The organism is Caldimonas thermodepolymerans (assembly GCF_015476235.1).
Lineage (GTDB): Bacteria > Pseudomonadota > Gammaproteobacteria > Burkholderiales > Burkholderiaceae_C > Caldimonas > Caldimonas thermodepolymerans.
In genome coordinates this window covers 2,776,379-2,801,219 of sequence record NZ_CP064338.1, presented here as the reverse complement: position 1 = coordinate 2,801,219, position 24,841 = coordinate 2,776,379, and the positions used below count along the sequence as shown (strand labels likewise).

The following is a 24,841-nucleotide window of genomic DNA, read 5'->3' as shown; positions in this document are numbered from 1 at the left end:
ATGCTCCGACTCGAACTCCGCGACATCAGCAAGCAGTACCCTGCGGTCAAGGCCAACGACGGCATCCACCTCAAGGTGGCCCCGGGGGAGATCCATGCCGTGCTCGGCGAGAACGGCGCGGGCAAGTCGACGCTGATGAAGATCATCTACGGCGCGGTGCGGCCGGATTCCGGGGAGATCCTCTGGAACGGCCAGCCGGTCGTGGTGCGCAATCCGCACGAGGCGCGCCGGCTGGGCATCAGCATGGTGTTCCAGCACTTCTCGCTGTTCGACACGCTGACCGCCGCCGAGAACGTCTGGCTCGGGCTGGACAAGACGATGAGCCTGGCCGAAGTGAGCGAGCGCATCCGCGCCGTCTCCGGCCAGTACGGGCTGGACGTGGACCCGCAGCGCCCGGTGCACACGCTCAGCGTCGGCGAGCGCCAGCGCGTGGAGATCGTGCGCGCGCTGCTGACCAACCCGCAGCTGCTGATCCTGGACGAGCCGACCTCGGTGCTCACGCCGCAGGCGGTCGAGAAGCTGTTCGTCACGCTGCGCCAGCTCGCCGCCACCGGCTGCTCCATCCTCTACATCAGCCACAAGCTCGACGAGATCCGCGCGCTGTGCCACCACTGCACGGTGCTGCGCGGCGGGCGGGTGACCGGCGAGGTCGACCCGACCCAGGAAACCAACACCAGCCTGTCGCGCCTGATGATCGGTGCCGAGCCGCCTCAGCTGGTGCACCGCGAGGCGCACGGCGGCGAGGTGGCGCTGGCGGTGCAGGGACTGTCGCTGCCGAAGTCGCACCCGTTCGGCACCACGCTGGAGAACATCCACATGGAGCTGCGCGCCGGCGAGGTGCTGGGCATCGCCGGCGTCTCGGGCAACGGGCAGCAGGAGCTGCTCGCCGCGCTGTCGGGCGAGGACCTGCGCGCCGCCCCCGGCTCGATCCGCCTGTTCGGCCGGGACATCGCGCGCCACTCGCCGCGCCGGCGCCGGCGCGAGGGGCTGCACTTCGTGCCCGAGGAGCGGCTCGGCCGCGGGGCGGTGCCGACCATGTCGCTGGCCGAGAACACGCTGCTGACGCGCACCGAGGCGGTGAGCCCGCGCACCGGCTGGGTTCGAGTGCGCGAGGTGCGCGCGCTTGCACAACACCTGATCGAGCGCTTCAACGTCAAGGCCGGTGGCCCCGACGCCGCGGCGCGCAGCCTGTCCGGGGGCAACCTGCAGAAATTCATCGTCGGGCGCGAGATCGACGCGCAGCCCCGGGTGCTGATCGTCGCCCAGCCGACCTGGGGCGTGGACGTCGGCGCCGCGGCGCAGATCCGCAGCGAGCTGCTCGCGCTGCGCGACGCAGGCTGCGCGGTGCTGGTGGTCAGCGAGGAGCTGGACGAGCTGTTCGAGATCTGCGACCGGCTGGTCGTGATGGCCCAGGGGCGCGTCTCGCCGGCGATCACCACCTCGCAGGCCAGCGTCGAGCAGATCGGTATCTGGATGAGCGGGCTGTGGCCGCGCGAGGGCGCGGCAGGCCCGCGGGACAACAACGACAAGGTGCTCCATGCTGAAGCTTGAAGCCCGGCCGCAGGCGTCGACGCTGATGTCCTACGCCTCGCCGCTGCTGGCGCTGGCGATCACGGTCGTGATCGGCGTGCTGCTGTTCGTCGCGCTGGGCAAGGATCCGGTGCGCGGCCTGCAGATCTTCTTCTACGAGCCGGTGAAGAACGGCTACGCCCTGAGCGAACTCGCGATCAAGGCCACGCCGCTGATCCTGATCGCGCTGGGGCTGGCGGTGTGCTTCCGTTCCAACGTCTGGAACATCGGTGCCGAAGGGCAGTTCATCCTCGGCGCGGTGTTCGCCGGTGGCGTCGCGATGCAGGCCACGCCCGAGACCGGCCGCTGGATCGTCGTCGCGGTGCTGCTGGCCGGGGTGCTCGGCGGCATGCTGTGGGCCGGCATCGTCGCGCTGTTGCGCGACCGCTTCAACGCCAACGAGATCCTGGTCAGCCTGATGCTGGTCTACGTGGCCGACATGGTGCTGAGCTACCTGGTCTACGGCCCGTGGAAGGACCCGCAGGGCTACAACTTCCCGCAGACCATCACCTTCCTGCAGTCCACCCGCGTGCCGCGGCTGTTCCAGGGCATGCGCGTCAACGTCGGCTTGCTCGTTGCGCTGGCCATGGTCGCGGCGTTCTGGATCCTGCTGTTCCGCACCTACGCCGGCTTCCAGCTGCAGGTTGGCGGCCTGGCGCCGATGGCCGCGCGCTACGCCGGCTTCTCGTCGCGCCGGGCGCTGTGGCTGGCGCTGCTGGCCTCGGGTGGCATGGCGGGCCTGGCCGGGGCGCTGGAAGTGTCCGGGCCGCTCGGCCAGCTGACGCCCTACGTCCCGGTGGGCTACGGCTTCGCCGCGATCATCGTCGCCTTCGTCGGGCGGCTGCACCCGGTGGGCATCGTGTTCTCGGCCGTGCTGATGAGCATGTTCTACATCGGCGGCGAGCTGGCGCAGTCGCGCCTGGGGCTGCCCAAGTCCATCACCGGCGTCTTCCAGGGCCTGCTGCTGTTCACGCTGCTGGCCTGCGACACCCTGATCCACTACCGCATCCGCTGGCAGGCCGGTGCCGCCAAGGCCCGGCGGCTGGCTGCCAGGAAAGCCTGAGCATGGACGCCATCGCACTGCTGATCGCCGCCACGCTGAACGCCGGGACCGTGCTGGCCATCGCCGGCCTGGGCCTGCTGATCAACGAACGCGCGGGCATCGTCAACCTGGGCGCCGAGGGCATGATGCTGGTGGCCGCGATCGCCGGCTTCGCCACCGCGGTGCACACCGGCAGCGACTGGCTGGCGTTTGCCGCCGGCGCGGGCGCGGGCGCGCTGATGGCCGCCGCCTTCGGCGTGCTGGTGATCTGGCTCAACACCAACCAGTACGCCTCGGGCCTGGCGCTGAGCCTGTTCGGTACCGGCTTTTCGGCCTTCGTCGGCATCGGCTACACGCAGGCCAAGCTGTCGGAGCGCCCGCGCTTCGAGATCCCGGGCCTGGCCGACGTGCCGTTCTTCGGCCCGGCCTTCTTCAAGCAGCACCCGATGGTCTACTTCGCGATCGCGCTGACCGTCGCGCTGGCCTGGTTCCTGTACCGCTCGCGCGGCGGCCTGGTGCTGCGCGCGATCGGCGAGTCGCCCGAATCTGCGCATGCGCTCGGCTACCCGGTGCGCCGGCTGCGCCTGCTGGCGGTGGTCACCGGCGGGGCGCTGTGCGGCATCGCAGGGGCCTACGTGTCGGTGGTCTACACCCCGCTGTGGGTGGAAGGCATGATCGCCGGCAAGGGCTGGATCGCGCTGGCCCTGACCACCTTCGCGACCTGGCGACCGGCACGGGTGTTGCTAGGAGCCTACCTGTTTGGCGGCGTGACGATGCTGCAGTTCCACCTCCAGGGCCAGGGGGTGCAGGTCCCGAGCCAGGTGCTCACGGCCCTGCCCTACGTGGCCACCATCGTGGTGCTGGTGCTGATCTCGCGCAACCCGACTTGGATCCGGGTGAACATGCCGGCCTCGCTCGGCAAGTCCTTCTACCCGGGCAGCTGATTCCCCATAATCACCGTTTTCCTACCTCGCTCTTTCTCGGAGAGAACCCCATGACCGACCTGAACAAACGTTCCCTGCTCAAGCTGGCAGGGTTGGGCTCGCTGGTGGCTGCGGCTGCGCTGGCGGGCTGCGGCAAGAAGGAAGAGGCCCCTGCGCCTGCCCCCGCCCCGGTGAGCGAAGCGCCCGCGCCGGCGGCAGAGCCGCTCAAGATCGCGTTTGCCTACGTCGGTCCGGTGGGGGATGCCGGCTGGACCTACGCGCACGACCGCGCCCGCAAGGAACTGGAAGCCGAGTTCGGCGACAAGATCGTCACCAGCTACGTCGAGAACGTCCCCGAGGCGGCCGACGCCGAGCGCGTGATCCGCGACATGGTCAGCCAGGGCAACAAGCTGGTGTTCGGCACCACCTTCGGCTACATGGAGCCGATGCTCAAGGTCGCGGCCGACCACCCCGACGTCAAGTTCGAGCACGCCACCGGCTACAAGACGTCCGAGAACATGCGCACCTACGATGCGCGCACCTACGAGGGCGCGTACATGGCCGGCGTGATCGCGGGCAAGATGACCCAGACCAACACGCTGGGCGTGGTGGCGTCGATCCCCATCCCCGAGGTGATCCGCAACATCAACTCGTTCACGCTGGGCGCCCAGTCGGTGAACCCGGACATCAAGACCAAGGTGGTGTGGGTCAACAAGTGGTTCGACCCGCCCAAGGAAGGCGAGGCGGCCCAGTCGCTGATCAACCAGGGCGCCGACGTGCTGATGCAGAACACCGACTCGGCCGCCGTGCTGCAGACCGCCGAGAAGGCCGGCAAGCTCGGCTTCGGCTGGGATTCGGACATGAGCGCCTTTGGCCCGAACGCGCACCTGGGCTCGGCGGTCATCAACTGGGCGCCGTACTACAAGAAGGCCGTCAACGACGTGCTGAACGGCACCTGGACGACCGGTGCCGAATGGTGGGGCGTCAAGGAAGGCGCGATCGACCTGGTCTCGGTGTCCGACAAGGTGCCGGCCGACGTGCGCGAGCTGGTCGAGAAGATCAAGGCCGGCCTGAAGGACGGCAGCTACGTGATCTGGAAGGGTCCGGTGGTCGACCAGTCCGGCAAGCAGGTGCTGGCCGACGGCGAAGTGGCCGACGACAAGTTCCTGCACGGCATCAACTGGTACGTCAAGGGCGTCGAGGGCAAGGTCCCGGCGGGCAACTGATCCCGTTCCCGGATACCTCCAAAGGCCGCCTGCGGGCGGCCTTTTTTCGTCGTGGCGCCGCAGGGCAGGGCGACGCCCCGCCCGCACCGCGGGGCTCACTCCTCGTCGATCTCGCGGCGCAGGTCGTTGAGCACGCCCAGGCGCTGCGTGGCGCGCTCGCCCAGCCTCGGCGCCACGTGCTGCACTCGCAAGTGCAGCATGCCGGCCGCGGCCATCGCGGAGAACGCATGGTCGCTGCTGGCGCACCAGCAGGGCAGCACGATGCCCGCGACGCTGGACGGCATGGAGCGCCACGGCCGCCCGGTGACGCCGGCCGAGATCCGCGACACGCTGCCCTCGATCGACTACCTGGTCACCGGCACCGGCGCGATCCACGAGGAGGGGGGCGTTTCGGCAAGGGCCACGGCTTCTTCGGCGCCGAGCGGGGCATGCCCTACCGCATCGGCAAGATCGGCGTGCACACGCCCGCGGCGGCCGTGGCGCACGACTGCCAGGTGCTGCGCGAGACCCTGTACCCCGAGGGCTTCGACGCCGTGGCGACGCGATCTTCACGCCCACGCGCACCATCGAGGTGAGCCATCCGCACCAGCCGACCTGCGGCATCGTCCGGGACCTGCTCGACCCGGTGATGTACGAGACCATCCCGCCGCTGCAGGCGCTCAAGCGCCTCGAGGCGGACCTGCCGGCGCGCTGAAGCATGCGGTGCGCTGGCATGTTCCGTGCTGGCGCAACGCGCGCGAACGGCCGATTTGCTAGGCTCCCGGTCATGCAATCCCCGATGATCGAATCCACCCTCTGGCATCCCGTCGCAGCCTGCGACGAACTGTCGACCCGCAACCCCCTGCCGGTACGGCTGCTCGAGCAGCCGCTGGTGCTCTGGCGCGACGCGCACGGCGCGGTCCACGCCTTCGACGACCGCTGCCCGCACCGCGGCGCGCGTCTGTCGCTCGGCCGCGTGCACGAAGGGCGGCTGGAGTGCCCGTACCACGGCTGGCGCTTCGAGGCCGGCGGCCGCTGCGTGCAGGTGCCCGCGCTGCCGGACTTCACGCCGCCGCCCGGGCACAAGGTCGGCGCCTACGCTGTGGCCGAGCGCGCCGGCCTGCTGTGGGTGTGCCTGTCCGGCGACGCCCCGGCGCCCGAGTTCGAGACCGAGGCCGACGAGCGCCTGCGCAAGATCACGGTCGGCCCCTACGACGTGGCCACCAGCGCGCCGCGCGTGGTCGAGAACTTCCTCGACATGTCGCACTTCGGCTTCGTGCACGAGGGCTGGCTGGGCGACCGCGAGCATGTCGCGCAGGCCGACTACCGCGTCGAGACCACCGCGGCCGGCGTGCTGGCCACCGGTTGCCGTGCCTGGCAGCCGCGCAGCAACCGGCTGTCCACCGAGGGCAGCGACGTCGAGTACACCTATGCGGTGACCGCACCGTACACCGCGGTGCTGACCAAGCTGCCGCAGAAGCAGGACGGCTACCGCGACGTGATCTCGCTGTTCGTCTGCCCGGTCGAGCCCGAGCGCAGCCGCGTGTGGTTCCGCATGGCCGTCACCGACTTCGCCTCGAGCGACGAGGAACTGCGCGCCTTCCAGCACACCATCTTCACCCAGGACCAACCGGTGGTCGAATCCCAGGTGCCCCGCCGCCTGCCGCTGTCCGGCGGCGAGCTGCACAGCGCGGCCGACCGGCTGAGCGCCGCCTACCGTCGTTACCTGCGCGAGCAGGGCATCACCTTCGGAGTCTGCTGAGCATGTCGTACGAGTCCATCGCCCGCGATCGCCTGCCCGAGCTGCTGCGTGCCATGCCCAAGGCCGAGCTGCACATCCACATCGAGGGTTCGCTGGAGCCCGAGCTGATCTTCCAGCTCGCGCAGCGCAACCAGGTCGGGCTGGCGTATCCGGACGTGGACGCGTTGCGTGCGGCTTACGCCTTCACCGACCTGCAGAGCTTCCTGGACATCTACTACGCCGGCGCCAGCGTGCTGCTGAAGGAGGAAGACTTCTTCGACATGGCGATGGCCTACTACCGCCGCGCCCAGGCCGACCATGTCGTGCACGCCGAGGTCTTCTTCGACCCGCAGACCCACACCGCGCGCGGCGTGCCGTTCGAGACCGTCATCCGCGGGCTGACGCGCGCGAAGGAGACGGCGCAGCGCGAGCTGGGCGTCAGCTCCGAGCTGATCCTGTGCTTCCTGCGGCACCTGAGCGAGGACGAGGCCTTCGCGACGCTGGAGCAGGCGCTGCCCTGGCGCGATCACTTCATCGGCGTCGGGCTGGACAGCAGCGAGCGCGGCAACCCGCCGGAGAAGTTCGCGCGCGTGTTCGCGAAGTGCCGCGAGCTCGGCCTGCGCCTGGTCGCGCACGCGGGCGAGGAGGGGCCGGCGTCCTACATCCGTTCGGCCCTCGACGTGCTCCACGCCGAGCGCATCGACCACGGCGTGCGCTGCGTCGAGGACCCGGCGCTGGTCGAACGCCTGGCCGCCGAGCGCGTGCCGCTGACCGTGTGCCCGCTGTCGAACGTGAAGCTGTGCGTGTTCCCGACGATGGCGCAGCACAACCTCGCCACGCTGCTGGAGCGCGGCCTGTGCGTGACCGTCAACTCGGACGACCCGGCCTACTTCGGCGGCTACGTCAACCAGAACTACCTCGAGGCCTTCGCGGCGCTGCCGCAGCTGCACGCCGGCCACGCCTACACGCTGGCGCGCAACAGCCTCGAGGCCAGCTTTGCCAGCGACGCGGACAAGGCGCGCTGGATCGCCGAGCTGGACGCCGTGTTCGCGCGCTTCCGGTAGCATCGTCGCCTTCGGCTCCGCGCCCCAGGAGCCGTGCCGTTTCCCCGGGGCCATGTAGAGGAACACCATGTACAAAAACCTCAGGCGTGCCTTCCTGGCCGCCTCCGCACTGGGCACGCTGCTGCCCGCCACCTTCGCCCGCACCCCCGCTCCCCTCAAGGTCGGCTTCGTGTTCGTCAGCCCGGTGGGCGAAGCGGGCTGGACCTTCCAGCACAACCTGGGCCGCCTCGAGCTCGAACGCCGGCTGGGTGCGCGGGTGCAGACCACCTACGTCGAGAACGTGGCCGAAGGCCCGGACGCCGAGCGGGTGATCCGCGACCTGGCGCAGCAGGGCCACCGGCTGATCTTCACCACCAGCTTCGGCTACATGGACCCCACGCTGCAGGTGGCGGCCGATTTCCCCGAGGTGGTGTTCGAGCACATGGGCGGCTACAAGACCGCGCCCAACGTCGCCACCTACAACGCCCGCTTCCACGAGGGGCGCTACCTCGCCGGCATGGTCGCCGGCCACCTGAGCCGCAGCGGCCAGGCCGGCTACGTGGCGGGTTTCCCGGTGCCCGAGGTCGTGCAGGGGCTCAATGCCTTCGCGCGCGGGATGCGTGCGGTCAACCCCAAGGCGCAGGTGCGCGTGGTGTGGGTCAACAACTGGTTCGACCCGGCGCGCGAGCGCGACGCCGCCCTGGCGCTGGTCAACCAGGGCGTGGACGTGATCACCCACCACAGCGCCTCCACCGCCGCGATCCAGGCGGCCGAGGCGCGCGGCGCGATGAGCATCGCCTACCACAGCGACATGCGCGCGCTCGCCCCGCGTGGCCAGCTCACCGCCGTGACGCACCACTGGGGCGACTTTTACGTGGACACGGCGTTGCAGGTCCTCGAAGGGCGCTGGCGCCCGCGCCAGTTCATGGGCGGCCTCAAGGAAGGCGTGGTGCGGCTGGCCCCGTTCGGCAAGCAGGTGCCGCCAGCGGTCGCGGAGCAGGTGCGCCAGCGCGAGCGGGACATCGCAAGAGGCAGCTTCCATCCCTTTGCCGGCCCCATCCTCGACAACGAAGGCCGGCTGCGCCAGGCCGACGGCGTGATGGACGAGCAGGCGCTGGCGACGATGGACTGGTACGTCGACGGCGTGGTCGGCAGCTTTCCGAAGCGCTGAAGGGCGCCTGCGGCGCAGGCCGCGGCCCGCGCCCGGCGCGATGCGGGCCGCCTGCCCGCCCCGGGGCGCGCGTCAGCGCCGGAACTTGCCGTCCGCCCCGACGATGGACAGGTCGGCAAAGTCCAGGCCGGTGTGGTCGGTCGGGCTGTAGCTGACCTCCATGCCACCGATGTCGAAGTTCTTCAGCCCGTTCAGCGCGGCGGTGATGCGTTCGCGCGTCGGGCTGGGGCCGGCGCGGCGCAGGGCTTCGACCAGCACCTTGGCGGCGGCGAAGCCTTCCATCATGGCCGGCGAGATCTCCATGTTGCGACCCTTCGCGAGGTCGGCGGCCTCCTTGACCAGCGGCGAGGAGATGGAACGCTCGTACGGGAACACCTGCGAGATGATGGTGCCGTGCGCGTTCTCGCCCATCTGCTTGATGAAGCCGCTGGCCGCGTTGTTGGACAGGGTCACGATCTGCGCGCGCGAGCCGGCCTGGCGGATCGCGCGGGTGCCGTCGGCCACCGCCGAGCCCGAACCGATGAACAGGACCGCCTGCGCCTGGGCCTGAGCGACCTTCGGGGCGATCTGGCTGAAGTCGGGCTTGCTGCGGTCGAACTTCTCCAGCAGCACCGGCTTCTTGCCGACCGCCGCGAACCCGGCGTTGGCGCCCTCGATCGCGTCGGCACCGAAGGAGTCGTCGACCTGCAGCACCGCGATGCGGTCCATGCCGATCAGGCTCAGGTGCCGGACGGCGCGTTCGGCCTCACGCTGGTAGGTGGCGCGTACGTTGAACACGTAGGGATGGACCGGGGAGTGCAGCGCCATCGCCCCGGTGGACGGCGCGATCAGCGGCACCTTGTGCTCCTCGAGCAGCGGCATGACCGCCTGGGTGTGGGGCGTGCCGCGCACCAGGAACAACGCGACCACCTTCTTGTCGACGATCAGTTCCTGCGCATTCTGCGCCGCTCGCTTGGGCTCGAACCCGTCGTCGAGCGAGATCAGCTCGATCTTCTGCCCGTTGACGCCGCCGCGGGCATTGACCGACTCGATGTACAGCAGGGCCCCGTCGGTCGTCTCCCGGACGCCGGCGGCCACCGGCCCGCTGAACCCGGCTGTCTGGCCGATCAGGATCTGGCTGGACGCCGGAGCGCTCAAGCCCATGCCGATGGCCAATGCCGCAAGCAGTCGTTTCATGTCGATCCTCCGAAAAGAAGGGGTGGTGCCCCTTTGTGGTTTCTTCTTCTGCAGACCCGGCAGGCGCAGGGTCAACCCTTACTTGTAATTATGAATTCTGGATCCTAGTATTCATTCAGTTTTAAGGTTCGTGAAGCCGCAGGTTACCTTGAACGCCCGGTATCGGCCATGACATCTGTCACTTCTGTCACGCTTTCGTGCAGTCCGATCCGTACGGCCTCGTTGCATGAAGAGGTGGCGTCGCGCCTGCGCACGCTGATCTTCGAGCGTCGCCTGCTGCCGGGCCAGCGCATCGACGAGCTGGCGCTGGTGCAGGAATGGGGCGTCAGCCGCACGCCGGTGCGCGAGGCGCTCAAGGTGCTGGCCTCCGAAGGGCTGGTCACGCTGCAGCCGCGGCGCGGCTGCGTCGTGACCGAGGTGTCCGAGGACGACGCCGAGCAGCTGTTCCCGGTGATGGCGCTGCTGGAGGGCCGCTGCGCCTACGAGGCCGCGCTGCATGCCAGCGACGACGAGCTGGCCGAACTGCGGCTGCTGCACGGCGAGCTGGAGCGGCACGCCGCCGCCCACGATGCCGACGGCTACTACCGGGCCAACCACGTGTTCCATACCCGCGTGCAGGAGGTCGCCCACAACGGGTGGCTGAGTCGCGCGACCGACCAGCTGCGCGGCTTCATGCGGATGTTGCGCGGGCGCCAGCTGGCGCAGCCCGGTCGCTTCGAGGCGTCGATCGCCGAGCACCGCGAGCTGCTCGACGCGCTGTGCGCACGCGATGCCGAGCGTGCCCAGCGCCTGATGCACGACCACCTCATGGCCCAGCTGGCCGCCCTCAAGGCCTTGCGCGCCAGCGAGGCGGCCCAGTCACGCGTGGCCTGACACCATGGCCAAGGGAGCGCACGAGATGTTCAGCCTGCCGTCTTCCACGCTGCGCCTGGGCATCTCCTCGCTGCGCGCCCGCGCGCGCCGCGGCGCGACGGACCCGCGCCGCATGCAGCGCGTGGCCGACACCTGCCGGCGCCTGCTGTCCGAGCGCGGCGAGGCCAACAGCATCGCGATCGCGGCCCACCTGCAGCGCGAGCTGCTGGCGCTGCCGCCCGAACAGCTGGTGGGGTTCTTCGAGCTGCTGGAGCAGCAGTTCGGACCGGACCCCGAAGAAGTGCTGCAGGCCGCGCAACGCTATGCCGAGGCGCCCACGGCCGAGCACCTGATCCGCCTGACGACCGCGGCCGAGCCGCCCCGCCAGGAGCTGCTGCGGCGGCTCAACCGGGCCCCGGGCGGCACGGCGGCCATCGTCGCGCTGCGGCGGGTGCTGCTGACCCTCCTGCCCAAGCGGCCGGACCTGGCCGCGGTGGAGGCGGACTTCCAGCACCTGCTGTCGTCGTGGTTCAACGCCGGCTTCCTGCAGATGGAGCAGATGGACTGGCGCTCGCCCGCCGAGCTGCTGGAGCGCATCATCGAGCACGAGGCGGTGCACGAGATCGCCGGCTGGACCGACCTGCGCCGCCGCCTGCAGCCCGATCGCCGCTGCTTTGCCTTCTTCCATCCGCAGCTGCCCGGCGAGCCGCTGATCTTCGTCGAGGTGGCCCTGGTGCCGGACATGCCCGGCGCGATCGGGCCGCTGATCGATCCGGCCTCGCCGCCGCTGGCGCCCAGGCATTTCAAGGTCGCCACCTTCTACTCGATCAGCAACTGCCAGCCGGGCCTCAAGGGCGTCTCGCTCGGCAACTTCCTGATCAAGCGCGTCGCCGAGCACCTGCACCGCGAGCTCCCGCAGCTGCGCACGTTCTGCACCCTGTCGCCCATCCCCGGCTTCACTGCGTGGCTGCGCCAGCCGCACGACTGGGCGTCCGGCGCGGCGAAGCCGAGGCTGCGTGAGCGCCTGCAGCGCGCCGACGCCGCGCTGCGCGAGCGGTTCGGCGCGGAGCTCACGGGGATGCCGGGCGACTTCACGCCCGATGCCGCACCGCCGGAGCTGCGCGATGCGATCGAACTGCTGGCGCACTACTACCTGGCGCACGAGTCGGTCACGCCGCGCGGGGACCCGGTGGCGCGCTTCCACCTGGGCAACGGCGCACGACTGGAGCGCATCAACTGGGCGGCCGACACCGGCCGCAAGGGGCTGAAGCAGTCGCTCGGCCTGATGGTCAACTATCTCTACGACCTCGGCGAAGTGGAGGAGCGGCACGACCGGTTCGTGCACGGCGAGGTCGTCTGCTCGAAGCGGATCGCGCAAAGGCTTTGACAGGCATCGTCCATGAGCGAGGGTCGGGCTCATCTCTTCGACATCGACCAACCACCAAGGAGACCTGAGACATGCTTACACGTCGTGATGCAGTGCGCGCGCTGGCGCTGGCGGTGGCCGCAACGGCAGCTATCGGTGCTTCGCCGGTGCGGGCGGACACCTGGCCGTCCAAGCCCATCACCATCATCGTGCCGTTCCCCGCTGGCGGCGGCACCGATGCGTTTGCCCGACCGCTGGCCGCGGTGCTGACCAAGCAGCTGGGCATGCAGGTGCTGATCGACAACAAGGGGGGCGCGGGCGGCACGCTCGGCGCGTCGGTGGCGGCGCGCGCTCCGGCCGACGGCTACACCTTCTTCATGGGCGCGGTGCACCACGCGATCGCGCCGGCGATGTACCCCAAGCTGGACTACGACATCCTGAACGACTTCACGCCGGTCGGCCTGGTTTCCAACGTGCCGCAGGTGATCGTCGTCAACCCGAAGCTGCCGATCAACACCGTCCAGGAGCTGCTCGCGGAGGTGCGCGCCAAGCCGGGCAAGCTGAACTACGGCTCGGCCGGCAACGGCACCTCGCACCACCTGGCTGGCGAGCTGTTCAAGATCCAGACCGGCACCTTCATCACGCACATTCCCTACCGCGGCGCCGGCCCGGCCCTGCAGGACCTGATCGCCGGGCAGGTGGAGATGATGTTCGACGGCCTGGGCTCGTCGGCCGGCCACATCAAGGCCGGGCGCATCCGCCCGCTGGCGGTGGCGGCACCGAAACGCGCGCCGGGCTTCCCCGACATCCCGACCTCGGCCGAGGCGGGCATCCCTGACTACAAGGTCAGTACCTGGTACGGCCTGTGGGTGCCGAAGGGCACGCCCAAGGAGGCGATCGACCGCATGACCGCCGAGCTGCGCAAGGCCTTCGCCTCCGAGGAGATCCGCAGGACCTGGACCTCGCTCGGCTCGGAGATTCCCGAGACCTACGGCCCGGCATTCGGTACATTCGTGGCCGAAGAAGTGAAGCGCTGGGCCGAGGTGGCCAAGGCGTCCGGCGCCAAGCTGGATTGAAGTACCGGCACCGCCGGGGCGTCGGGGACGCGGGCGGCGCGCTCGCCCGCGACCGGAGACCTCACACGATGAAGAACGAGAACCTTTTCTGTGCCCTGCAGACGGCCTTCCTCGCGCGGCCGGACGGCATCGCCATCGAGACCGAAGACGGGCTCGGCTACACGTGGAACGACCTCGAGCGTGCCACCGCGATGCTGGCGAACCTGCTCGAGTCGCTGCAGCTGCCGGCCGGCAGCCGCGTGGCAGCGCACACCGACAAGTCGGTCGAAGCGCTGATGCTGTATCTCGCCACGCTGCGCGCCGGGCTGGTCTACCTGCCGCTGAACACGGCCTACCAGCGGGCCGAGCTGGAGTATTTCCTCAACGATGCGCAGCCCGGGGTGGTGGTGTGCGCGAGCCGCAACCTGCCTTGGGTGCGTGAGCTGGCCGACGCCGCGGGCGTCGCGCACGTCTACACGCTGGATGCCGACCGTACCGGCACGCTGCTCGAGCAGGCCGCGCGCCAGGGCGACCGCCACGCGCCGGCACGGCGTCGCGCCGACGACCTGGCCGCCATCCTCTACACCTCCGGCACCACCGGCCGCAGCAAGGGGGCGATGCTCACGCACGGCAACCTGCTGAGCAACGCGCTGACGCTGAAGGACTACTGGGACTGGCAGCCCGGCGACGTGCTGATCCACGCGCTGCCGATCTTCCACGTGCACGGGCTGTTCGTCGCCTCGCACGGCGCGCTGCTCAACGGCAGCAAGATGCTGTGGCTGTCGAAGTTCGAGCCGCGTGCGGTGATCGAGCGCCTGCCGCGCGCCACGGTGTTCATGGGCGTGCCGACGCTGTACGTGCGGCTGCTCGCCGAGCCGGGGCTGACCCGCGAGGCGTGTGCGCGCATGCGGCTGTTCATCTCGGGTTCGGCGCCGCTGCTGATCGAGACCTTCCGCGAATGGCAGGCGCGCACCGGCCACACCATCCTCGAGCGCTACGGCATGAGCGAGACGGTGATGCTCACCTCCAACCCCTGCCGTGCGGCCGACGGCGAGCGCATCGGTGGTACGGTCGGCAAGCCGCTGCCGGGCGTGGGCGTGCGCGTGGTCGACGATGCGGGGCAGCCCTGCCCGGTCGGCGAGATCGGCCACGTGCAGGTGCGCGGGCCCAACGTGTTCAAGGGTTACTGGCGCATGCCCGAGAAGACCGCCGAGGAGTTCACCGCGGACGGCTGGTTCAGGACCGGCGACGTGGGCCGCTTCGACGAGCGCGGCTACCTCACCATCGTCGGCCGCAGCAAGGACCTGATCATCAGCGGCGGCTACAACGTCTATCCGGCCGAGATCGAGGGGCACCTCAACGAGATGCCCGGCGTGGCCGAATCGGCGGTCGTGGGCGTGCCCCATGCCGACTTCGGCGAAGGCGTCATCGCGATCGTGGTGCCGCGGCCTGGCGCCCAGCTCGACGAGGCCGAGATGATCGCGCGGCTGAAGCAGCAGATCGCCAACTACAAGGTGCCCAAGCGCATCTTCTTCGAGCCCGAGCTGCCGCGCAACGCGATGGGCAAGGTGCAGAAGAACCTGCTGCGCGAGCAGCACCGCGCACTGTTCGTTTCCTGAGTGCGTGCGGCCGCCGGCGCGTCAGCCGGCGGCCTCCACCGGTTCGCCGCGCACGCGCAGCGAGAACACGGCGCCACCTTCCGGCCGGTTCTCGCCGCGCAGGTCGCCGCCGTAGCGCTCGACGATCGAGCGGCTGATCCACAGGCCCAGGCCGGTGCCGTCCTTCTTGCGCGTGACGAACGGCTGGAACAGCTCGGCCAGCAGTTCCTCGCTCAGCCCCGGGCCGGTGTCGGCGACCTGGACCACCACGCCCAGGTCCTCCCAGTCGCGCGTGGCCAGCCGCAGCACGCCGCCGCCGGGCATGGCCTGCACCGCGTTGACGATCAGGTTGATCAGCACCTGCTGCAGCTCCTGGCGGTTGATGCCCACCGTCCGGGTGGCGCGGAAGTCGCGCTCGACCTCGATGCGGGTCTTGGACAGCATGTGCCCGACCAGCACCAGGCTGGCTTCCAGCGCCTGGTGCACGTCGACCGACTCCACGTAGCCCGCGTACTCCGTCGGCCGCGCGAACTGCAGCAGCTGCGTGACGATCAGCCGCATGCGTTCGATCTGCTCGTCCATCAGCTTGAGCTCGGCGGCCACGCGCTTGGCGTCGGGGCCCAGCAGCTCGCGCACCAGGTCCAGGTTGCCCTGGATCACGGCGATCGGGTTGTTGACCTCGTGCGCGACGCTGGCAGTCAGCTGGCCGATCGCGGCCAGCTTCTCGCTGCGCACCAGCTGCTGCTGCGCGCGCTCGAGGTCGCGCGTGCGCTCGGCCACCTTGCGGTCCAGCTCCTCGCCCCAGCGCTGTAGCGCGCGGGTCTTCTCGTCCACCGCAACGAGCAGGTGGTCCAGGTGGCCGGCCAGCTGCCCGATCTCGTCCTGCGAGGCCACTTCGCCGACCCGCGCCTGCGCGTTGCCGCCTTCGACCTCGCGCATCGTGCGCGCCATCTGCTCCAGCGGCTGGAAGATGCCGCGTGCCAGTCGCAGCGACACCCAGGCGGCACCGATCATCACGCCGAAGAACACGATGCCGATGCCGGCCAGCACCGCGTACTTCACCAGCGTGAACGGCCGCTCGAGGAAGCCGACGTAGAGCATGCCGACGCGGCGGCCCTGGCGGTCCTGCAGCGGCTCGTAGCCCGAGACGTACCAGTCGTTGACGACGAAGGCGCGGTCCAGCCAGGTGCTGCCGCGCCCCAGCACCGCGTCGCGCACCGCCTGCGAGACGCGCGTGCCGATCGCGCGCTCGTTGCCGAACAGGCGCACGTTGGTGGTGATGCGCACGTCCTCGAGGAACAGCGTCGCCGTGCCCTGGCTGCCGAACGGCAGCGAGCCTTCCGGGTAGACGATCTCGTTGATGTGGTCGATGAACGCGAGGTTGCGGTTGAGCAGCACGCCGCCGCGCACCTGCGCGAGCAGCCGCCCGTCCGCGTCGAGCACCGGCGCCGTGGCCAGCACCACCAGGGCGCGGTGTTCGACCTGGCGGTCGGTCGGGGCCGCGCCTTCGGTCGGCACCAGCGGGATGCCCAGGCGTCCCACCAGGGGCGGGGCGATGCCGGCCACTTCCTCGGGCTGCAGCAGTTCGACGCTGGCCGCCGGGCGGGCATCGCTCAGCGGCACGCGGTCCAGCGCCAGGCGGGGCTGCTCGGGCAGGCCCCAGCTGGCCGCGACCAGCCGGCCGGAGGCGTCATAGACATTCAGGAAATCCAGCCCGGCGCGCTGCCGGAAACGCTCCAGCAGGTCCTGCATCGCCTCGGGGCGGCCCTGGGCGAGCGCGAGATGCAGCGGGTGCGATTGCGCCGCGATGTCGGTGCCGGTGCTGACCTCGTCCAGCACGCGGTCGAAGTAGCCGCGCGCCACGGCCAGGTCGCTGCGCACCTTGGTCACCAGCAGGCGGTCGATCGCGGTGTTGCTCCACCCCAGCAGGATCACGCCCAGCAACGGCAGCACCACCACCAGCGGCAGCAGCACCATCCACAGCAGCTTGGCGCGGATCGACAGGCGTTCGAACTTCACGCGCCGGTCCCGCGCTCAGGACACCGACCACTCGGCGCAGCGCCGCTCCAGCGTGCGCCGCGAGATGCCGAGCATCTTGGCCGCACGCGTCTTGTCGCCCTGCACCGATTCCAGCACCGCGAGGATGTGCTGCTTCTCGAGGGTGTGCAGGTCGGTGGCCGTGCCGGGGTAGGGCCGTGCCGCGGGCAGCGACTGGTACAGCGCCGAGACGTTGAGCGAGCCGAGGATCAGCGAGCGCTCGATCAGATTGCGCAGCTCGCGCACGTTGCCCGGCCAGTGGTACTGCTGCAGGTACTCCAGTTCCTCGGGCGTGACCTCGATCGGCTCGACGCCGAGCTGCGGCGCGAGCGTGGCGATGAAGTGCTCGACCAGGTCGGGGATGTCTTCCTTGTGCTCGCGCAGCGGCGGCAGCGCGATCTCCACCACCTGCAGCCGGTAGTACAGGTCGGCGCGGAAGCGGCCCGCGGCGACCTCGGCGGCCAGCGAGCGGTTGGTCGCCGCGATGATGCGCACGTCCACCGGCACCTGCTGTTCGCTGCCCACCGGCCGGATGCGCCGGTCGTCGAGCACCCGCAGCAGCGCGGCCTGCAGCGACAGCGGCAGCTCGCCGATCTCGTCCAGGAACAGCGTGCCGCCCTGGGCGTAGTAGAACAGCCCGTCGCGGCTCTTCGTCGCGCCGGTGAAGGCGCCCTTGGCGTGGCCGAACAGCTCGCTTTCGATCAGCTCGGGCGACATCGTCGCGCAGTTGACCGGCACGAACGGGCCGTTGGCGCGCGGGCTGTTGCGGTGCAGGGCAAGCGCCGCCAGCTCCTTGCCGGTGCCGGATTCGCCGCTCAGCAGCACCGTGCTGGTCACCTGGGCGACGCGCTGCAGGGCGCGCTGCAGCTGCTGCATCACCGGCGAATGGCCCACCAGCCCGGAGAACGGCGGCGTGCGCTGCGAGATCGTGCGGCGCAGCACGTAGTTCTCGCGCGCCAGCCGGGCGCGCTCCAGGCTCTGCTGCACCGAGTTGAGCAGCTGCGTGACGCGGAAGGGCTTGAGGATGAAGTCCGAGGCGCCGGCACGCAGCGCTTCGATCGCGGTGTCCAGGTCCGCGAAGGCGGTGATCAGGATCACCTCGCCGGAATAGCCCTGCTCGCGCAGGTCGCGCAGCAGCGCGATGCCGTTCTTGCCCGGCAGCGCGATGTCGAGGATGAGCAGGTCGTAGCGGTGCGTGCGGATCAGCGCCTCGGCGGCCTCGGCGCTGTCGGCGCCATGCACCTCGCCGCAGCGCGGGGCGAGCGTCTTCTCGAGGAAGTTGCGCATGCCTTGCTCGTCGTCGACGACAAGGATGCTGCTGTGCCGCCAGCCTTCGGCGGCGCGGTCTCGGTCGGGGCGATCTGGAACGGCAGGGGTGCTCACGGCGGAATCGCTGGGGCTGCCGGGCGCGACACCGCGGCCCGGCAGGGTTCACACCGTGATGGTAGCCCGAGACGCGGCCTTCCCGAGGACTCTGGCTTTCAGGCGACCTGCACGGCGATGCGGCGCGGCTGGGCGTGCGCCTGCTTGGGGATGCGCAGCCGCAGCACGCCGTGGTTCAGGCTGGCCTCGATGCGCTCGGTGTCCAGCTCGCGGCTGAGCGTGAACGAGCGCCGGTAGGCCGGCAGGCGCAGCTCGGCGTACAGCGGCTCCAGGCCCTCGGGCCCGTCGGTCGCCACCTTGCCTTCGATGTGCAGGGTGTCGCCCTCGACCCGCAGTTCCAGCTGTTCCCTGGACACGCCCGGCAGGTCGGCCAGCAGCGTGATGCCGGCCTCGTCCTCGAGCACGTCCACGCGCGGCACGGCGGCGCGCGTTTCCTCGGGATGGCGCAGGACCGGTTGACGATCGCTCATGGCGTTGCTCCTTTCAGGTACGGCTCATTGCACGGTGATGCGGCGCGGTTGCGCCGGGCCCTTGCGCGCGATGCTCACGCGCAGCACGCCGTCGCGGTAGGTGGCCGCTACCTGCGAGGGATCGATGTCCTGGGGCAGGCTGACCGCACGCCGGAACCGGCCGCTGAAGCGCTCGCGGCTGTAGACGGTGGTCCTGGCGTCGCCGTCCGGCACGTCCGGGGCGCGCTCGCCGGCGATCGTCAGCACGCCGCGGTCCAGCGTCAGCTCGATCTTCGACGGATCGATTCCGGGCGCGTAGGCGTGGACTTCCACGCTGGTCGGCGTGGTGCCGATGTTCAGCGCGGGGAACGCCCCCGGAGCGCCAGAGCGGATGCTGGGCGCGAAGCCGGTGGCCTGGAACAGGCTGTCCATTTCCCGGCGCAGCCGCTCGAACTCGGCCGACAGGGCATCCGGGAAGCTGAAGAACGAAGTCGCATGCATGGGAATGGCTCCTTGTCCTGGCGGGCCGGCGCCTTGCCAACCGGCACCGGCGTGTCGTCCCTGAAGCCGAAATGGGCGCCGGGCAGGGGCTTTCAAGAGGGTCGCAGGCACTGCAAAAGCCAAGCAGGTGAGTCGGGTATGCAACAGTTTGCATAGGCACGGCTGCTGCGTCGCAGCATGACAGATTGTCGCACCGGGTGCGACAAGTTGTCGCATCCGGCCGGGGCGCCATGCGGGAGTTGCCGGAAATCAAGGGTGTGCGCATCTCGTGTGCACTGGCATGGATCGCGCTTGCATGTCCGCCGTCGTGCACCTCGGGCGTGCCTTGTTGCGGCGCAGCAAACGTACCTGCGGCGATCCGGGAAAGCCGGGCGTGCAAACGATGCGCCGCGCCGATAGGATCGGCTTGCGCCTCGTGTGCATGCGAGGCACAAGCCACCGTTTAAGGAAGCCAGGAAGCGACCATGAGCCAACCAGAAGCATCGATCACACGACGACGCCTGTTCGCCAGCGCCGGCGCGGCCACCGCTGCCGTCGCGGTTGCAAGCCTCGTGCCTTCCACGCCGGAACCGGCCCAGGTGGAGCCCCAGCCGTCGCCGCAGGAAGGCCAGCGCAAGGGCTACCAGCTCACCGAGCACGTGCAACGTTATTACCAGACCGCTCGCGTCTGACCGGGGGGCGCATCGCGCCGTCTCCTCTCCCAGCTGTCGCCAGGAGCCACCATGCTGCTCACTCGCAAATCGACCGGGTCGGCCCCAGCCGCCGGTGCTTCTTCCACGCTCGTCTCGAGCCTTGTCCGGGGGCTGAACCGCAGCATCCCGACCATGGATCGCCGGGCCTTCCTGCGCCGTTCGGGCATCGGCGTCGGGGCCGGCATCGCCGCCTCCCAGCTCACCCTGGTGCGCAAGGCCCGTGCGGCCGATGCGCCGAAGGCCGCTGAAGGCGGGGCCACCAAGGTCGAGGTCAAGCGCACCGTCTGCGGTCACTGCTCGGTCGGCTGCGCGATCGACGCCGTCGTCGAGAACGGCGTGTGGGTGCGCCAGGAACCGGTGTTCGACTCGCCGATCAACCTCGGCGCCCACTGCGCCAAGGGCGCGGCAGTGCGCGAGCACGGCCACGGCGAATACCGCCTGAAGTACCCGATGAAGCTGGTCAACGGCAAGTACCAGCGCATCTCGTGGGACCAGGCCCTCGACGAGATCTCCAAGCGCCTGCTCGAGATCCGCGAGCAGAGCGGTCCCGACGCGCTGTTCGTGGTCGGCTCGTCCAAGCACAGCAACGAGCAGGCCTACCTGCTGCGCAAGTGGATGTCGTTCTGGGGCACCAACAACTGTGACCACCAGGCGCGCATCTGCCACTCCACCACGGTCGCCGGCGTCGCGAACACGTGGGGCTACGGCGCGATGACCAACTCCTACAACGACATGCAGAACGCCAAGGCGGCGCTGTACATCGGCTCGAACGCCGCCGAGGCGCACCCGGTGTCGATGCTGCACCTGCTGCATGCGAAGGAGACCGGCTGCAAGGTGATCGTGGTCGACCCGCGCTTCACCCGCACCGCGGCCAAGGCCGACGAGTACGTGCGGATCCGCTCGGGCACCGACATCCCGTTCCTGTTCGGGGTGCTGTACCACATCTTCAAGAACGGCTGGGAAGACAAGAAGTACATCGCCGACCGCGTCTACGGCATGGACGAGGTGCGCGAGGAGGTGCTGGCCAAGTGGACGCCGGACAAGGTCCAGGAGGTCTGCGGCGTCGACGAGGCCACCTGCTACAAGGTGGCCGAGATCATGGCCAAGAACCGTCCGAGCACCATCGTCTGGTGCATGGGCCAGACCCAGCACTCGATCGGCAACGCGATGGTGCGCGCCTCGTGCATCCTGCAGCTGGCGCTGGGCAACATCGGCGTGTCCGGCGGCGGCGCGAACATCTTCCGCGGCCATGACAACGTGCAGGGCGCGACCGACGTCGGCCCGAACCCCGACTCGCTGCCCGGCTACTACGGCCTGGCCGAAGGTTCGTTCAAGCACTTCGCCGCCGCCTGGGGCGTGGATTTCGACTGGCTCAAGAGCCGTTATGCCCCCGGCATGATGACCAAGTCCGGCATGACCGTCTCCCGCTGGGTGGACGGCGTGCTGGAGAAGAACGAGCTGATCGACCAGGAATCCAACCTGCGTGCGCTGTTCTTCTGGGGCCATGCGCCGAACTCGCAGACGCGCGGCCTGGACATGAAGCGCGCGATGGACAAGCTCGACCTGCTGGTCGTGATCGATCCGTTCCCGTCGGCGACGGCGGCGATGGCGGCGATGCCCGGCAAGCCCGAGGACCAGAACCCCAACCGCGCGGTCTACCTGCTGCCCGCGACGACGCAGTTCGAGACCTCCGGCTCGTGCACGGCGTCGAACCGCTCGATCCAGTGGCGCGAAAAGGTCATCGAGCCGCTGTGGGAGTCGCGCACCGACCACATGATCATGTACCAGCTGGCCGAGAAGCTGGGCTTCGGCAAGGAGCTGGTCAAGAACTACAAGATGGTCGAGGGCAAGGGCGGCATGCTCGAGCCGGAGCCCGAGTCCATCCTGCGCGAGATCAACCGCTGCGTGTGGACCATCGGCTACACCGGCCAGAGCCCCGAACGCCTGAAGGCGCACATGCGCAACATGCACGTCTTCGACGTCAAGACGCTGCGCGCCAAGGGCGGGGTCGACAAGGAAACCGGCTACGTGCTGGACGGCGACTACTTCGGCCTGCCGTGGCCCTGCTACGGCACGCCGGAGCTCAAGCACCCGGGCTCGCCCAACCTGTACGACACCTCGCGCCACGTGATGGAGGGCGGCGGCAACTTCCGCGCCAACTTCGGCGTCGAGCGCAACGGCGTGTCGCTGCTGGCGGCCGACGGCTCGCATTCCAAGGGCGCCGACATCACGACCGGCTATCCCGAGTTCGACCACGTGCTGCTGAAGAAGCTCGGCTGGTGGGACGAGCTGACCGAGGAAGAGAAGCAGGCCGCCGAGGGCAAGAACTGGAAGACCGACCCCTCCGGCGGCATCATCCGCGTCGTGATGAAGAACCACGGCTGCCATCCGTTCGGCAACGCGAAGGCGCGTGCCGTGGTGTGGAACTTCCCCGACCCGATCCCGCAGCACCGCGAGCCGATCTATTCGACCCGCCCGGACCTGGTCGAGAAGTACCCGACGCACGACGACAAGATGGCCTTCTGGCGTCTGCCCACGCTGTACAAGACCGTGCAGCAGCAGAACAAGGACATCGGCCAGCGCTTCCCGCTGATCATGACCTCCGGCCGCCTGGTCGAGTACGAGGGCGGCGGCGAGGAGACCCGCTCCAACCCGTGGCTCGCGGAGCTGCAGCAGGAGATGTTCGTCGAGATCAACCCGGTGGCGGCCAACGACCGCGGCATCCGCAACGGCGATGCGGTGTGGGTGATGACGCCCACCGGTGCCCGCCTGCGCGTGAAGGCGCTGGTCACCGAGCGCGTGGACCGCAACACGGTGTTCCTGCCGTTCCACTTCTCCGGCCGCTGGCAGGGCGCCGACATGCTGCAGTACTACCCCGAGGGCGCTGCGCCGGTGGTGCGGGGTGAAGCGGTCAACACCGCGACCACCTACGGCTACGACAGCGTGACGATGATGCAGGAGACCAAGACCACGGTCTGCCAGATCGAGAAGGCAGCGTAAGGAGATCGACATGGCAAGAATGAAGTTCATTTGCGATGCCGAGCGCTGCATCGAGTGCAACGGCTGCGTGACCGCCTGCAAGGCCGAACATGACGTGCCCTGGGGCGTCAACCGCCGCCGCGTCGTCACGATGAACGACGGCGTGCCCGGCGAGAAGAGCATCTCGGTGGCGTGCATGCACTGCTCGGACGCGCCCTGCATGGCCGTGTGTCCGGTCGACTGCTTCTACCGCACCGAGGAAGGCGTGGTGCTGCACGACAAGGACATCTGCATCGGCTGCGGCTACTGCTCGTACGCCTGCCCGTTCGGCGCGCCGCAGTTCCCCAGCAACGGCACCTTCGGCCTGCGCGGCAAGATGGACAAGTGCACGTTCTGCGCGGGCGGTCCGGAACAGCCGGGTAGCCAGGCCGAATACGAGAAGTACGGCCGCAACCGCCTGGCCGAGGGCAAGCTGCCGGCGTGCGCCGAGATGTGCTCGACCAAGGCGCTGCTCGGCGGCGACGGCGACATCGTGGCCGACATCTTCCGCACCCGCGTGCTGACCCGTGGCAAGGGCAGCGAGGTCTGGGGCTGGGGCACCGCCTATGGCAAGCCCACGCAGGGCCCGACCCAGCAGCCGGCCACCGCGACCGAAGGAGGCAAGTCATGATGAAGGGCGCCATCCGCATCGCGGGCCTGGCCCTGGTGGCCGCGGCCCTGATGGCCTGCAGCGAGCGTCCGCAGACCGCCGACGCGGCCCGCAAGAAGGCTGGCACGCCGGCCTGGCAGGGGACCGACAACCCCTTCGCGGCCGGCGGCTGGCAGCGCGGCGACAAGGCCAGCTGGGAGCAGCACATCCGTGCCCGCAACCAGGGGCAGAACGAGTACACGCGGACGCAGTGACGTCCGTCCCGGCAGGAGATGCCATGCAAGGCCTGATCACCCGACTGATGCTGCTGGCGGCGCTGTGCATGCCGGCGGCCGTGCTCGCGCAGGCAGCACCGACCCATGCTCCGCCGGAGGGCTTCACCGCTCCGGCCGACCCCCGTCCCGAGGACACCAACGCCGAGCGGGCGCGCAGCCAGCCCGGCAACAACGCGCCGTTCTGGCGCGCCGTGCGCAACTCCGGCGAGCAGGCCGGCTACACCAGCCTGCCGGCGCCCGAGGCCGGCGTGCTGATCCAGCGCACGGTGCAGTATCCCGGCTCGCTGCGCACGACCGCCGGCGAGGCCTGGCGCCAGGTGCGCAACCAGTGGATCCTGCCCTACGGCGGGGCGCTGCTGCTGATCGTGCTGGTGGCCATCGCGCTGTTCTACTGGCGCAAGGGGCCGCTGGACGTGCACGACGCGCCCACCGGGCGGATGGTGGAGCGTTTCACCTACTTCGAGCGGGCGGCGCACTGGGTCAACGCGATCGCGTTCTCGATCCTCGCGATTTCCGGCATCGTGATGGCGTTCGGCAAGTTTTTCCTGCTGCCCGTGCTGGGCGGGACGCTGTTCGGCTGGCTGGCCTACGGGCTGAAGAACCTGCACAACTTCGCCGGACCGGTGTTCGCGGTGTCGCTGGTGGTGGTGATCCTCACGTTCATCAAGGACAACCTGCCCACGCGCGACGACCTGGCTTGGCTGGCCAAGGGCGGCGGCCTGTTCTCCGGGGAGCACGTGCCCTCGCACCGCTTCAACGCCGGCGAGAAGCTCGTCTTCTGGGGCGGCGTGCTGCTGCTGGGGCTGGTGGTGGTCGGCTCGGGCCTGGTGCTCGACAAGCTGATCCCGGGCTGGGGCGAGACCCGCGGCCAGATGCAGGTGGCCCACATGGTCCACGCGGTCGCGGCCATCCTGATGATGGCGCTGTTCCTGGGCCACATCTACATGGGTACGGTGGGCATGAAAGGTGCCTATCAGGCCATGAAGACCGGGTATGTCGACGAAACCTGGGCGCGCGAACACCACGAGCTCTGGTACGACGACATCCGCGCCGGCAAGATCCCGGCGCAACGGTCGGCCCGGCCCGCACCTTCGGGCCGCCCCGTGACCCCGTCGGCCTGAACGGCCGACCCAAG

At 69.6% G+C, this 24,841-nt stretch carries 24 protein-coding genes; 18 read left to right on the top strand and 6 right to left on the bottom strand.

Going from position 1 to position 24,841, the window contains the following annotated elements; translation table 11 throughout:
* From IS481_RS13220 to IS481_RS13205, 4 genes are read left to right on the top strand one after another with little or no spacing between them, the layout of a single operon-like run.
* Entirely contained in the window at window positions 1-1,551 is a 1,551-nt protein-coding gene (locus tag IS481_RS13220; RefSeq protein ID WP_104355964.1) for an ABC transporter ATP-binding protein, read from the top strand.
* The gene (locus IS481_RS13215; protein ID WP_104355872.1) at window positions 1,538-2,632 is read left to right on the top strand and encodes an ABC transporter permease; all 1,095 of its coding nucleotides are present in this window, start codon (window positions 1,538-1,540) and stop codon (window positions 2,630-2,632) included. Before IS481_RS13220 ends, IS481_RS13215 begins: the two co-directional genes overlap by 14 nt.
* Window positions 2,633-2,634: 2 nt before the next feature.
* On the top strand, window positions 2,635-3,555 hold the full coding sequence (locus tag IS481_RS13210) for an ABC transporter permease (RefSeq protein WP_104355871.1): 921 nt from the start codon (window positions 2,635-2,637) through the stop codon (window positions 3,553-3,555).
* Between the two features lie 50 nt (window positions 3,556-3,605).
* Entirely contained in the window at window positions 3,606-4,760 is a 1,155-nt protein-coding gene (locus IS481_RS13205; protein WP_104355870.1) for a BMP family ABC transporter substrate-binding protein, read from the top strand.
* A gap of 95 nt (window positions 4,761-4,855) precedes the next feature.
* Here the strand turns inward: IS481_RS13205 and IS481_RS13200 are convergent, their stop codons facing one another.
* Window positions 4,856-5,089, bottom strand: a complete 234-nt coding sequence (locus tag IS481_RS13200; protein WP_104355869.1) for a hypothetical protein — start codon at window positions 5,087-5,089, stop codon at window positions 4,856-4,858.
* Between the two features lie 99 nt (window positions 5,090-5,188).
* On the opposite strand from IS481_RS13200, the gene IS481_RS13195 reads away from it, so the two are divergent.
* The 5 genes from IS481_RS13195 (at window position 5,189) to IS481_RS13180 (ending at window position 8,694) form a co-directional block, all read left to right on the top strand.
* Entirely contained in the window at window positions 5,189-5,335 is a 147-nt protein-coding gene (locus IS481_RS13195; RefSeq protein ID WP_165908632.1) for a hypothetical protein, read from the top strand.
* The gene (locus IS481_RS18500; RefSeq protein WP_259371675.1) at window positions 5,332-5,454 is read left to right on the top strand and encodes a hypothetical protein; all 123 of its coding nucleotides are present in this window, start codon (window positions 5,332-5,334) and stop codon (window positions 5,452-5,454) included. Before IS481_RS13195 ends, IS481_RS18500 begins: the two co-directional genes overlap by 4 nt.
* Before the next feature lie 84 nt (window positions 5,455-5,538).
* On the top strand, window positions 5,539-6,501 hold the full coding sequence (locus tag IS481_RS13190) for an aromatic ring-hydroxylating dioxygenase subunit alpha (RefSeq protein WP_104355868.1): 963 nt from the start codon (window positions 5,539-5,541) through the stop codon (window positions 6,499-6,501).
* Window positions 6,502-6,503: 2 nt separating this feature from the next.
* Window positions 6,504-7,544: an adenosine deaminase gene (locus IS481_RS13185; protein ID WP_104355867.1), complete on the top strand. Its 1,041-nt coding sequence runs from the start codon at window positions 6,504-6,506 to the stop codon at window positions 7,542-7,544.
* Window positions 7,545-7,611: 67 nt separating this feature from the next.
* A complete protein-coding gene (locus IS481_RS13180) occupies window positions 7,612-8,694 on the top strand; it encodes a BMP family ABC transporter substrate-binding protein (protein ID WP_104355866.1) in 1,083 nt (360 codons plus the stop codon).
* 72 nt (window positions 8,695-8,766) lie between these two features.
* Here the strand turns inward: IS481_RS13180 and IS481_RS13175 are convergent, their stop codons facing one another.
* Window positions 8,767-9,870 (bottom strand): ABC transporter substrate-binding protein, encoded by a 1,104-nt coding sequence (locus IS481_RS13175; RefSeq protein WP_104355865.1) that lies wholly within the window; start codon window positions 9,868-9,870, stop codon window positions 8,767-8,769.
* A gap of 234 nt (window positions 9,871-10,104) precedes the next feature.
* On the opposite strand from IS481_RS13175, the gene IS481_RS13170 reads away from it, so the two are divergent.
* The 4 genes from IS481_RS13170 (at window position 10,105) to IS481_RS13155 (ending at window position 14,762) form a co-directional block, all read left to right on the top strand.
* Complete coding sequence (locus tag IS481_RS13170) at window positions 10,105-10,743, top strand: GntR family transcriptional regulator (RefSeq protein WP_232529286.1); 639 nt, start codon at window positions 10,105-10,107, stop codon at window positions 10,741-10,743.
* A gap of 4 nt (window positions 10,744-10,747) precedes the next feature.
* Window positions 10,748-12,109 (top strand): malonyl-CoA decarboxylase, encoded by a 1,362-nt coding sequence (locus tag IS481_RS13165; protein WP_232529284.1) that lies wholly within the window; start codon window positions 10,748-10,750, stop codon window positions 12,107-12,109.
* A gap of 71 nt (window positions 12,110-12,180) precedes the next feature.
* On the top strand, window positions 12,181-13,164 hold the full coding sequence (locus IS481_RS13160; protein ID WP_104355863.1) for a Bug family tripartite tricarboxylate transporter substrate binding protein: 984 nt from the start codon (window positions 12,181-12,183) through the stop codon (window positions 13,162-13,164).
* A gap of 68 nt (window positions 13,165-13,232) precedes the next feature.
* Window positions 13,233-14,762 (top strand): malonate--CoA ligase, encoded by a 1,530-nt coding sequence (locus IS481_RS13155; protein ID WP_104355862.1) that lies wholly within the window; start codon window positions 13,233-13,235, stop codon window positions 14,760-14,762.
* 21 nt (window positions 14,763-14,783) lie between these two features.
* Here IS481_RS13155 and IS481_RS13150 read toward each other — a convergent pair whose 3' ends face one another.
* The 4 genes from IS481_RS13150 to IS481_RS13135 all read right to left on the bottom strand — a co-directional run bounded on the left by IS481_RS13150 (window position 14,784) and on the right by IS481_RS13135 (window position 19,111).
* The gene (locus IS481_RS13150) at window positions 14,784-16,760 is read right to left on the bottom strand and encodes a cache domain-containing protein (protein ID WP_232529282.1); all 1,977 of its coding nucleotides are present in this window, start codon (window positions 16,758-16,760) and stop codon (window positions 14,784-14,786) included.
* Window positions 16,761-16,775: 15 nt separating this feature from the next.
* The gene (locus tag IS481_RS13145; protein WP_232529280.1) at window positions 16,776-18,161 is read right to left on the bottom strand and encodes a sigma-54-dependent transcriptional regulator; all 1,386 of its coding nucleotides are present in this window, start codon (window positions 18,159-18,161) and stop codon (window positions 16,776-16,778) included.
* Window positions 18,162-18,259: 98 nt separating this feature from the next.
* Window positions 18,260-18,631 carry an Hsp20/alpha crystallin family protein gene (locus IS481_RS13140; protein WP_104355860.1) on the bottom strand — a complete coding sequence of 124 codons (372 nt, stop codon included), beginning with the start codon at window positions 18,629-18,631 and terminating at the stop codon, window positions 18,260-18,262.
* Window positions 18,632-18,655: 24 nt separating this feature from the next.
* Window positions 18,656-19,111 (bottom strand): Hsp20/alpha crystallin family protein, encoded by a 456-nt coding sequence (locus tag IS481_RS13135; RefSeq protein WP_104355859.1) that lies wholly within the window; start codon window positions 19,109-19,111, stop codon window positions 18,656-18,658.
* A 464-nt stretch (window positions 19,112-19,575) separates the two neighbouring features.
* Here IS481_RS13135 and IS481_RS13130 point away from each other — a divergent pair, with 464 nt between their 5' ends.
* The 5 genes from IS481_RS13130 to IS481_RS13110 are packed head-to-tail and all read left to right on the top strand — an operon-like array spanning window position 19,576 to window position 24,827.
* Complete coding sequence (locus IS481_RS13130) at window positions 19,576-19,782, top strand: formate dehydrogenase (protein WP_104355858.1); 207 nt, start codon at window positions 19,576-19,578, stop codon at window positions 19,780-19,782.
* Between the two features lie 51 nt (window positions 19,783-19,833).
* Entirely contained in the window at window positions 19,834-22,803 is a 2,970-nt protein-coding gene (locus tag IS481_RS13125; RefSeq protein WP_104355857.1) for a formate dehydrogenase subunit alpha, read from the top strand.
* A 10-nt stretch (window positions 22,804-22,813) separates the two neighbouring features.
* Window positions 22,814-23,452, top strand: coding sequence for a formate dehydrogenase FDH3 subunit beta (gene fdh3B / locus IS481_RS13120; protein ID WP_104355856.1), 639 nt, complete (start codon window positions 22,814-22,816; stop codon window positions 23,450-23,452).
* Window positions 23,449-23,685 carry a hypothetical protein gene (locus IS481_RS13115; RefSeq protein WP_419186826.1) on the top strand — a complete coding sequence of 79 codons (237 nt, stop codon included), beginning with the start codon at window positions 23,449-23,451 and terminating at the stop codon, window positions 23,683-23,685. Before fdh3B ends, IS481_RS13115 begins: the two co-directional genes overlap by 4 nt.
* Window positions 23,686-23,708: 23 nt before the next feature.
* Complete coding sequence (locus tag IS481_RS13110) at window positions 23,709-24,827, top strand: formate dehydrogenase subunit gamma (RefSeq protein WP_104355855.1); 1,119 nt, start codon at window positions 23,709-23,711, stop codon at window positions 24,825-24,827.
* Window positions 24,828-24,841: the final 14 nt, after the last annotated feature.

Excerpts from the sequence above, each read along its gene's own strand:
- IS481_RS13130 (WP_104355858.1), top strand. The coding sequence starts at position 19,576 with ATGAGCCAACCAGAAGCATCGATCACACGACGACGCCTGTTCGCCAGC.
- IS481_RS13195 (WP_165908632.1), top strand. The coding sequence starts at position 5,189 with ATGCCCTACCGCATCGGCAAGATCGGCGTGCACACGCCCGCGGCGGCC.
- IS481_RS13215 (WP_104355872.1), top strand. The coding sequence starts at position 1,538 with ATGCTGAAGCTTGAAGCCCGGCCGCAGGCGTCGACGCTGATGTCCTAC.
- IS481_RS13180 (WP_104355866.1), top strand. The coding sequence starts at position 7,612 with ATGTACAAAAACCTCAGGCGTGCCTTCCTGGCCGCCTCCGCACTGGGC.
- IS481_RS13160 (WP_104355863.1), top strand. The coding sequence starts at position 12,181 with ATGCTTACACGTCGTGATGCAGTGCGCGCGCTGGCGCTGGCGGTGGCC.
- IS481_RS13190 (WP_104355868.1), top strand. The coding sequence starts at position 5,539 with ATGATCGAATCCACCCTCTGGCATCCCGTCGCAGCCTGCGACGAACTG.
- IS481_RS13155 (WP_104355862.1), top strand. The coding sequence starts at position 13,233 with ATGAAGAACGAGAACCTTTTCTGTGCCCTGCAGACGGCCTTCCTCGCG.
- IS481_RS13125 (WP_104355857.1), top strand. The coding sequence starts at position 19,834 with ATGCTGCTCACTCGCAAATCGACCGGGTCGGCCCCAGCCGCCGGTGCT.
- IS481_RS13185 (WP_104355867.1), top strand. The coding sequence starts at position 6,504 with ATGTCGTACGAGTCCATCGCCCGCGATCGCCTGCCCGAGCTGCTGCGT.
- IS481_RS13165 (WP_232529284.1), top strand. The coding sequence starts at position 10,748 with ATGGCCAAGGGAGCGCACGAGATGTTCAGCCTGCCGTCTTCCACGCTG.
- IS481_RS13110 (WP_104355855.1), top strand. The coding sequence starts at position 23,709 with ATGCAAGGCCTGATCACCCGACTGATGCTGCTGGCGGCGCTGTGCATG.
- fdh3B (WP_104355856.1), top strand. The coding sequence starts at position 22,814 with ATGGCAAGAATGAAGTTCATTTGCGATGCCGAGCGCTGCATCGAGTGC.
- IS481_RS13115 (WP_419186826.1), top strand. The coding sequence starts at position 23,449 with ATGATGAAGGGCGCCATCCGCATCGCGGGCCTGGCCCTGGTGGCCGCG.
- IS481_RS13135 (WP_104355859.1), bottom strand. The coding sequence starts at position 19,111 with ATGCATGCGACTTCGTTCTTCAGCTTCCCGGATGCCCTGTCGGCCGAG.
- IS481_RS13210 (WP_104355871.1), top strand. The coding sequence starts at position 2,635 with ATGGACGCCATCGCACTGCTGATCGCCGCCACGCTGAACGCCGGGACC.
- IS481_RS13140 (WP_104355860.1), bottom strand. The coding sequence starts at position 18,631 with ATGAGCGATCGTCAACCGGTCCTGCGCCATCCCGAGGAAACGCGCGCC.
- IS481_RS13205 (WP_104355870.1), top strand. The coding sequence starts at position 3,606 with ATGACCGACCTGAACAAACGTTCCCTGCTCAAGCTGGCAGGGTTGGGC.
- IS481_RS13220 (WP_104355964.1), top strand. The coding sequence starts at position 1 with ATGCTCCGACTCGAACTCCGCGACATCAGCAAGCAGTACCCTGCGGTC.
- IS481_RS13175 (WP_104355865.1), bottom strand. The coding sequence starts at position 9,870 with ATGAAACGACTGCTTGCGGCATTGGCCATCGGCATGGGCTTGAGCGCT.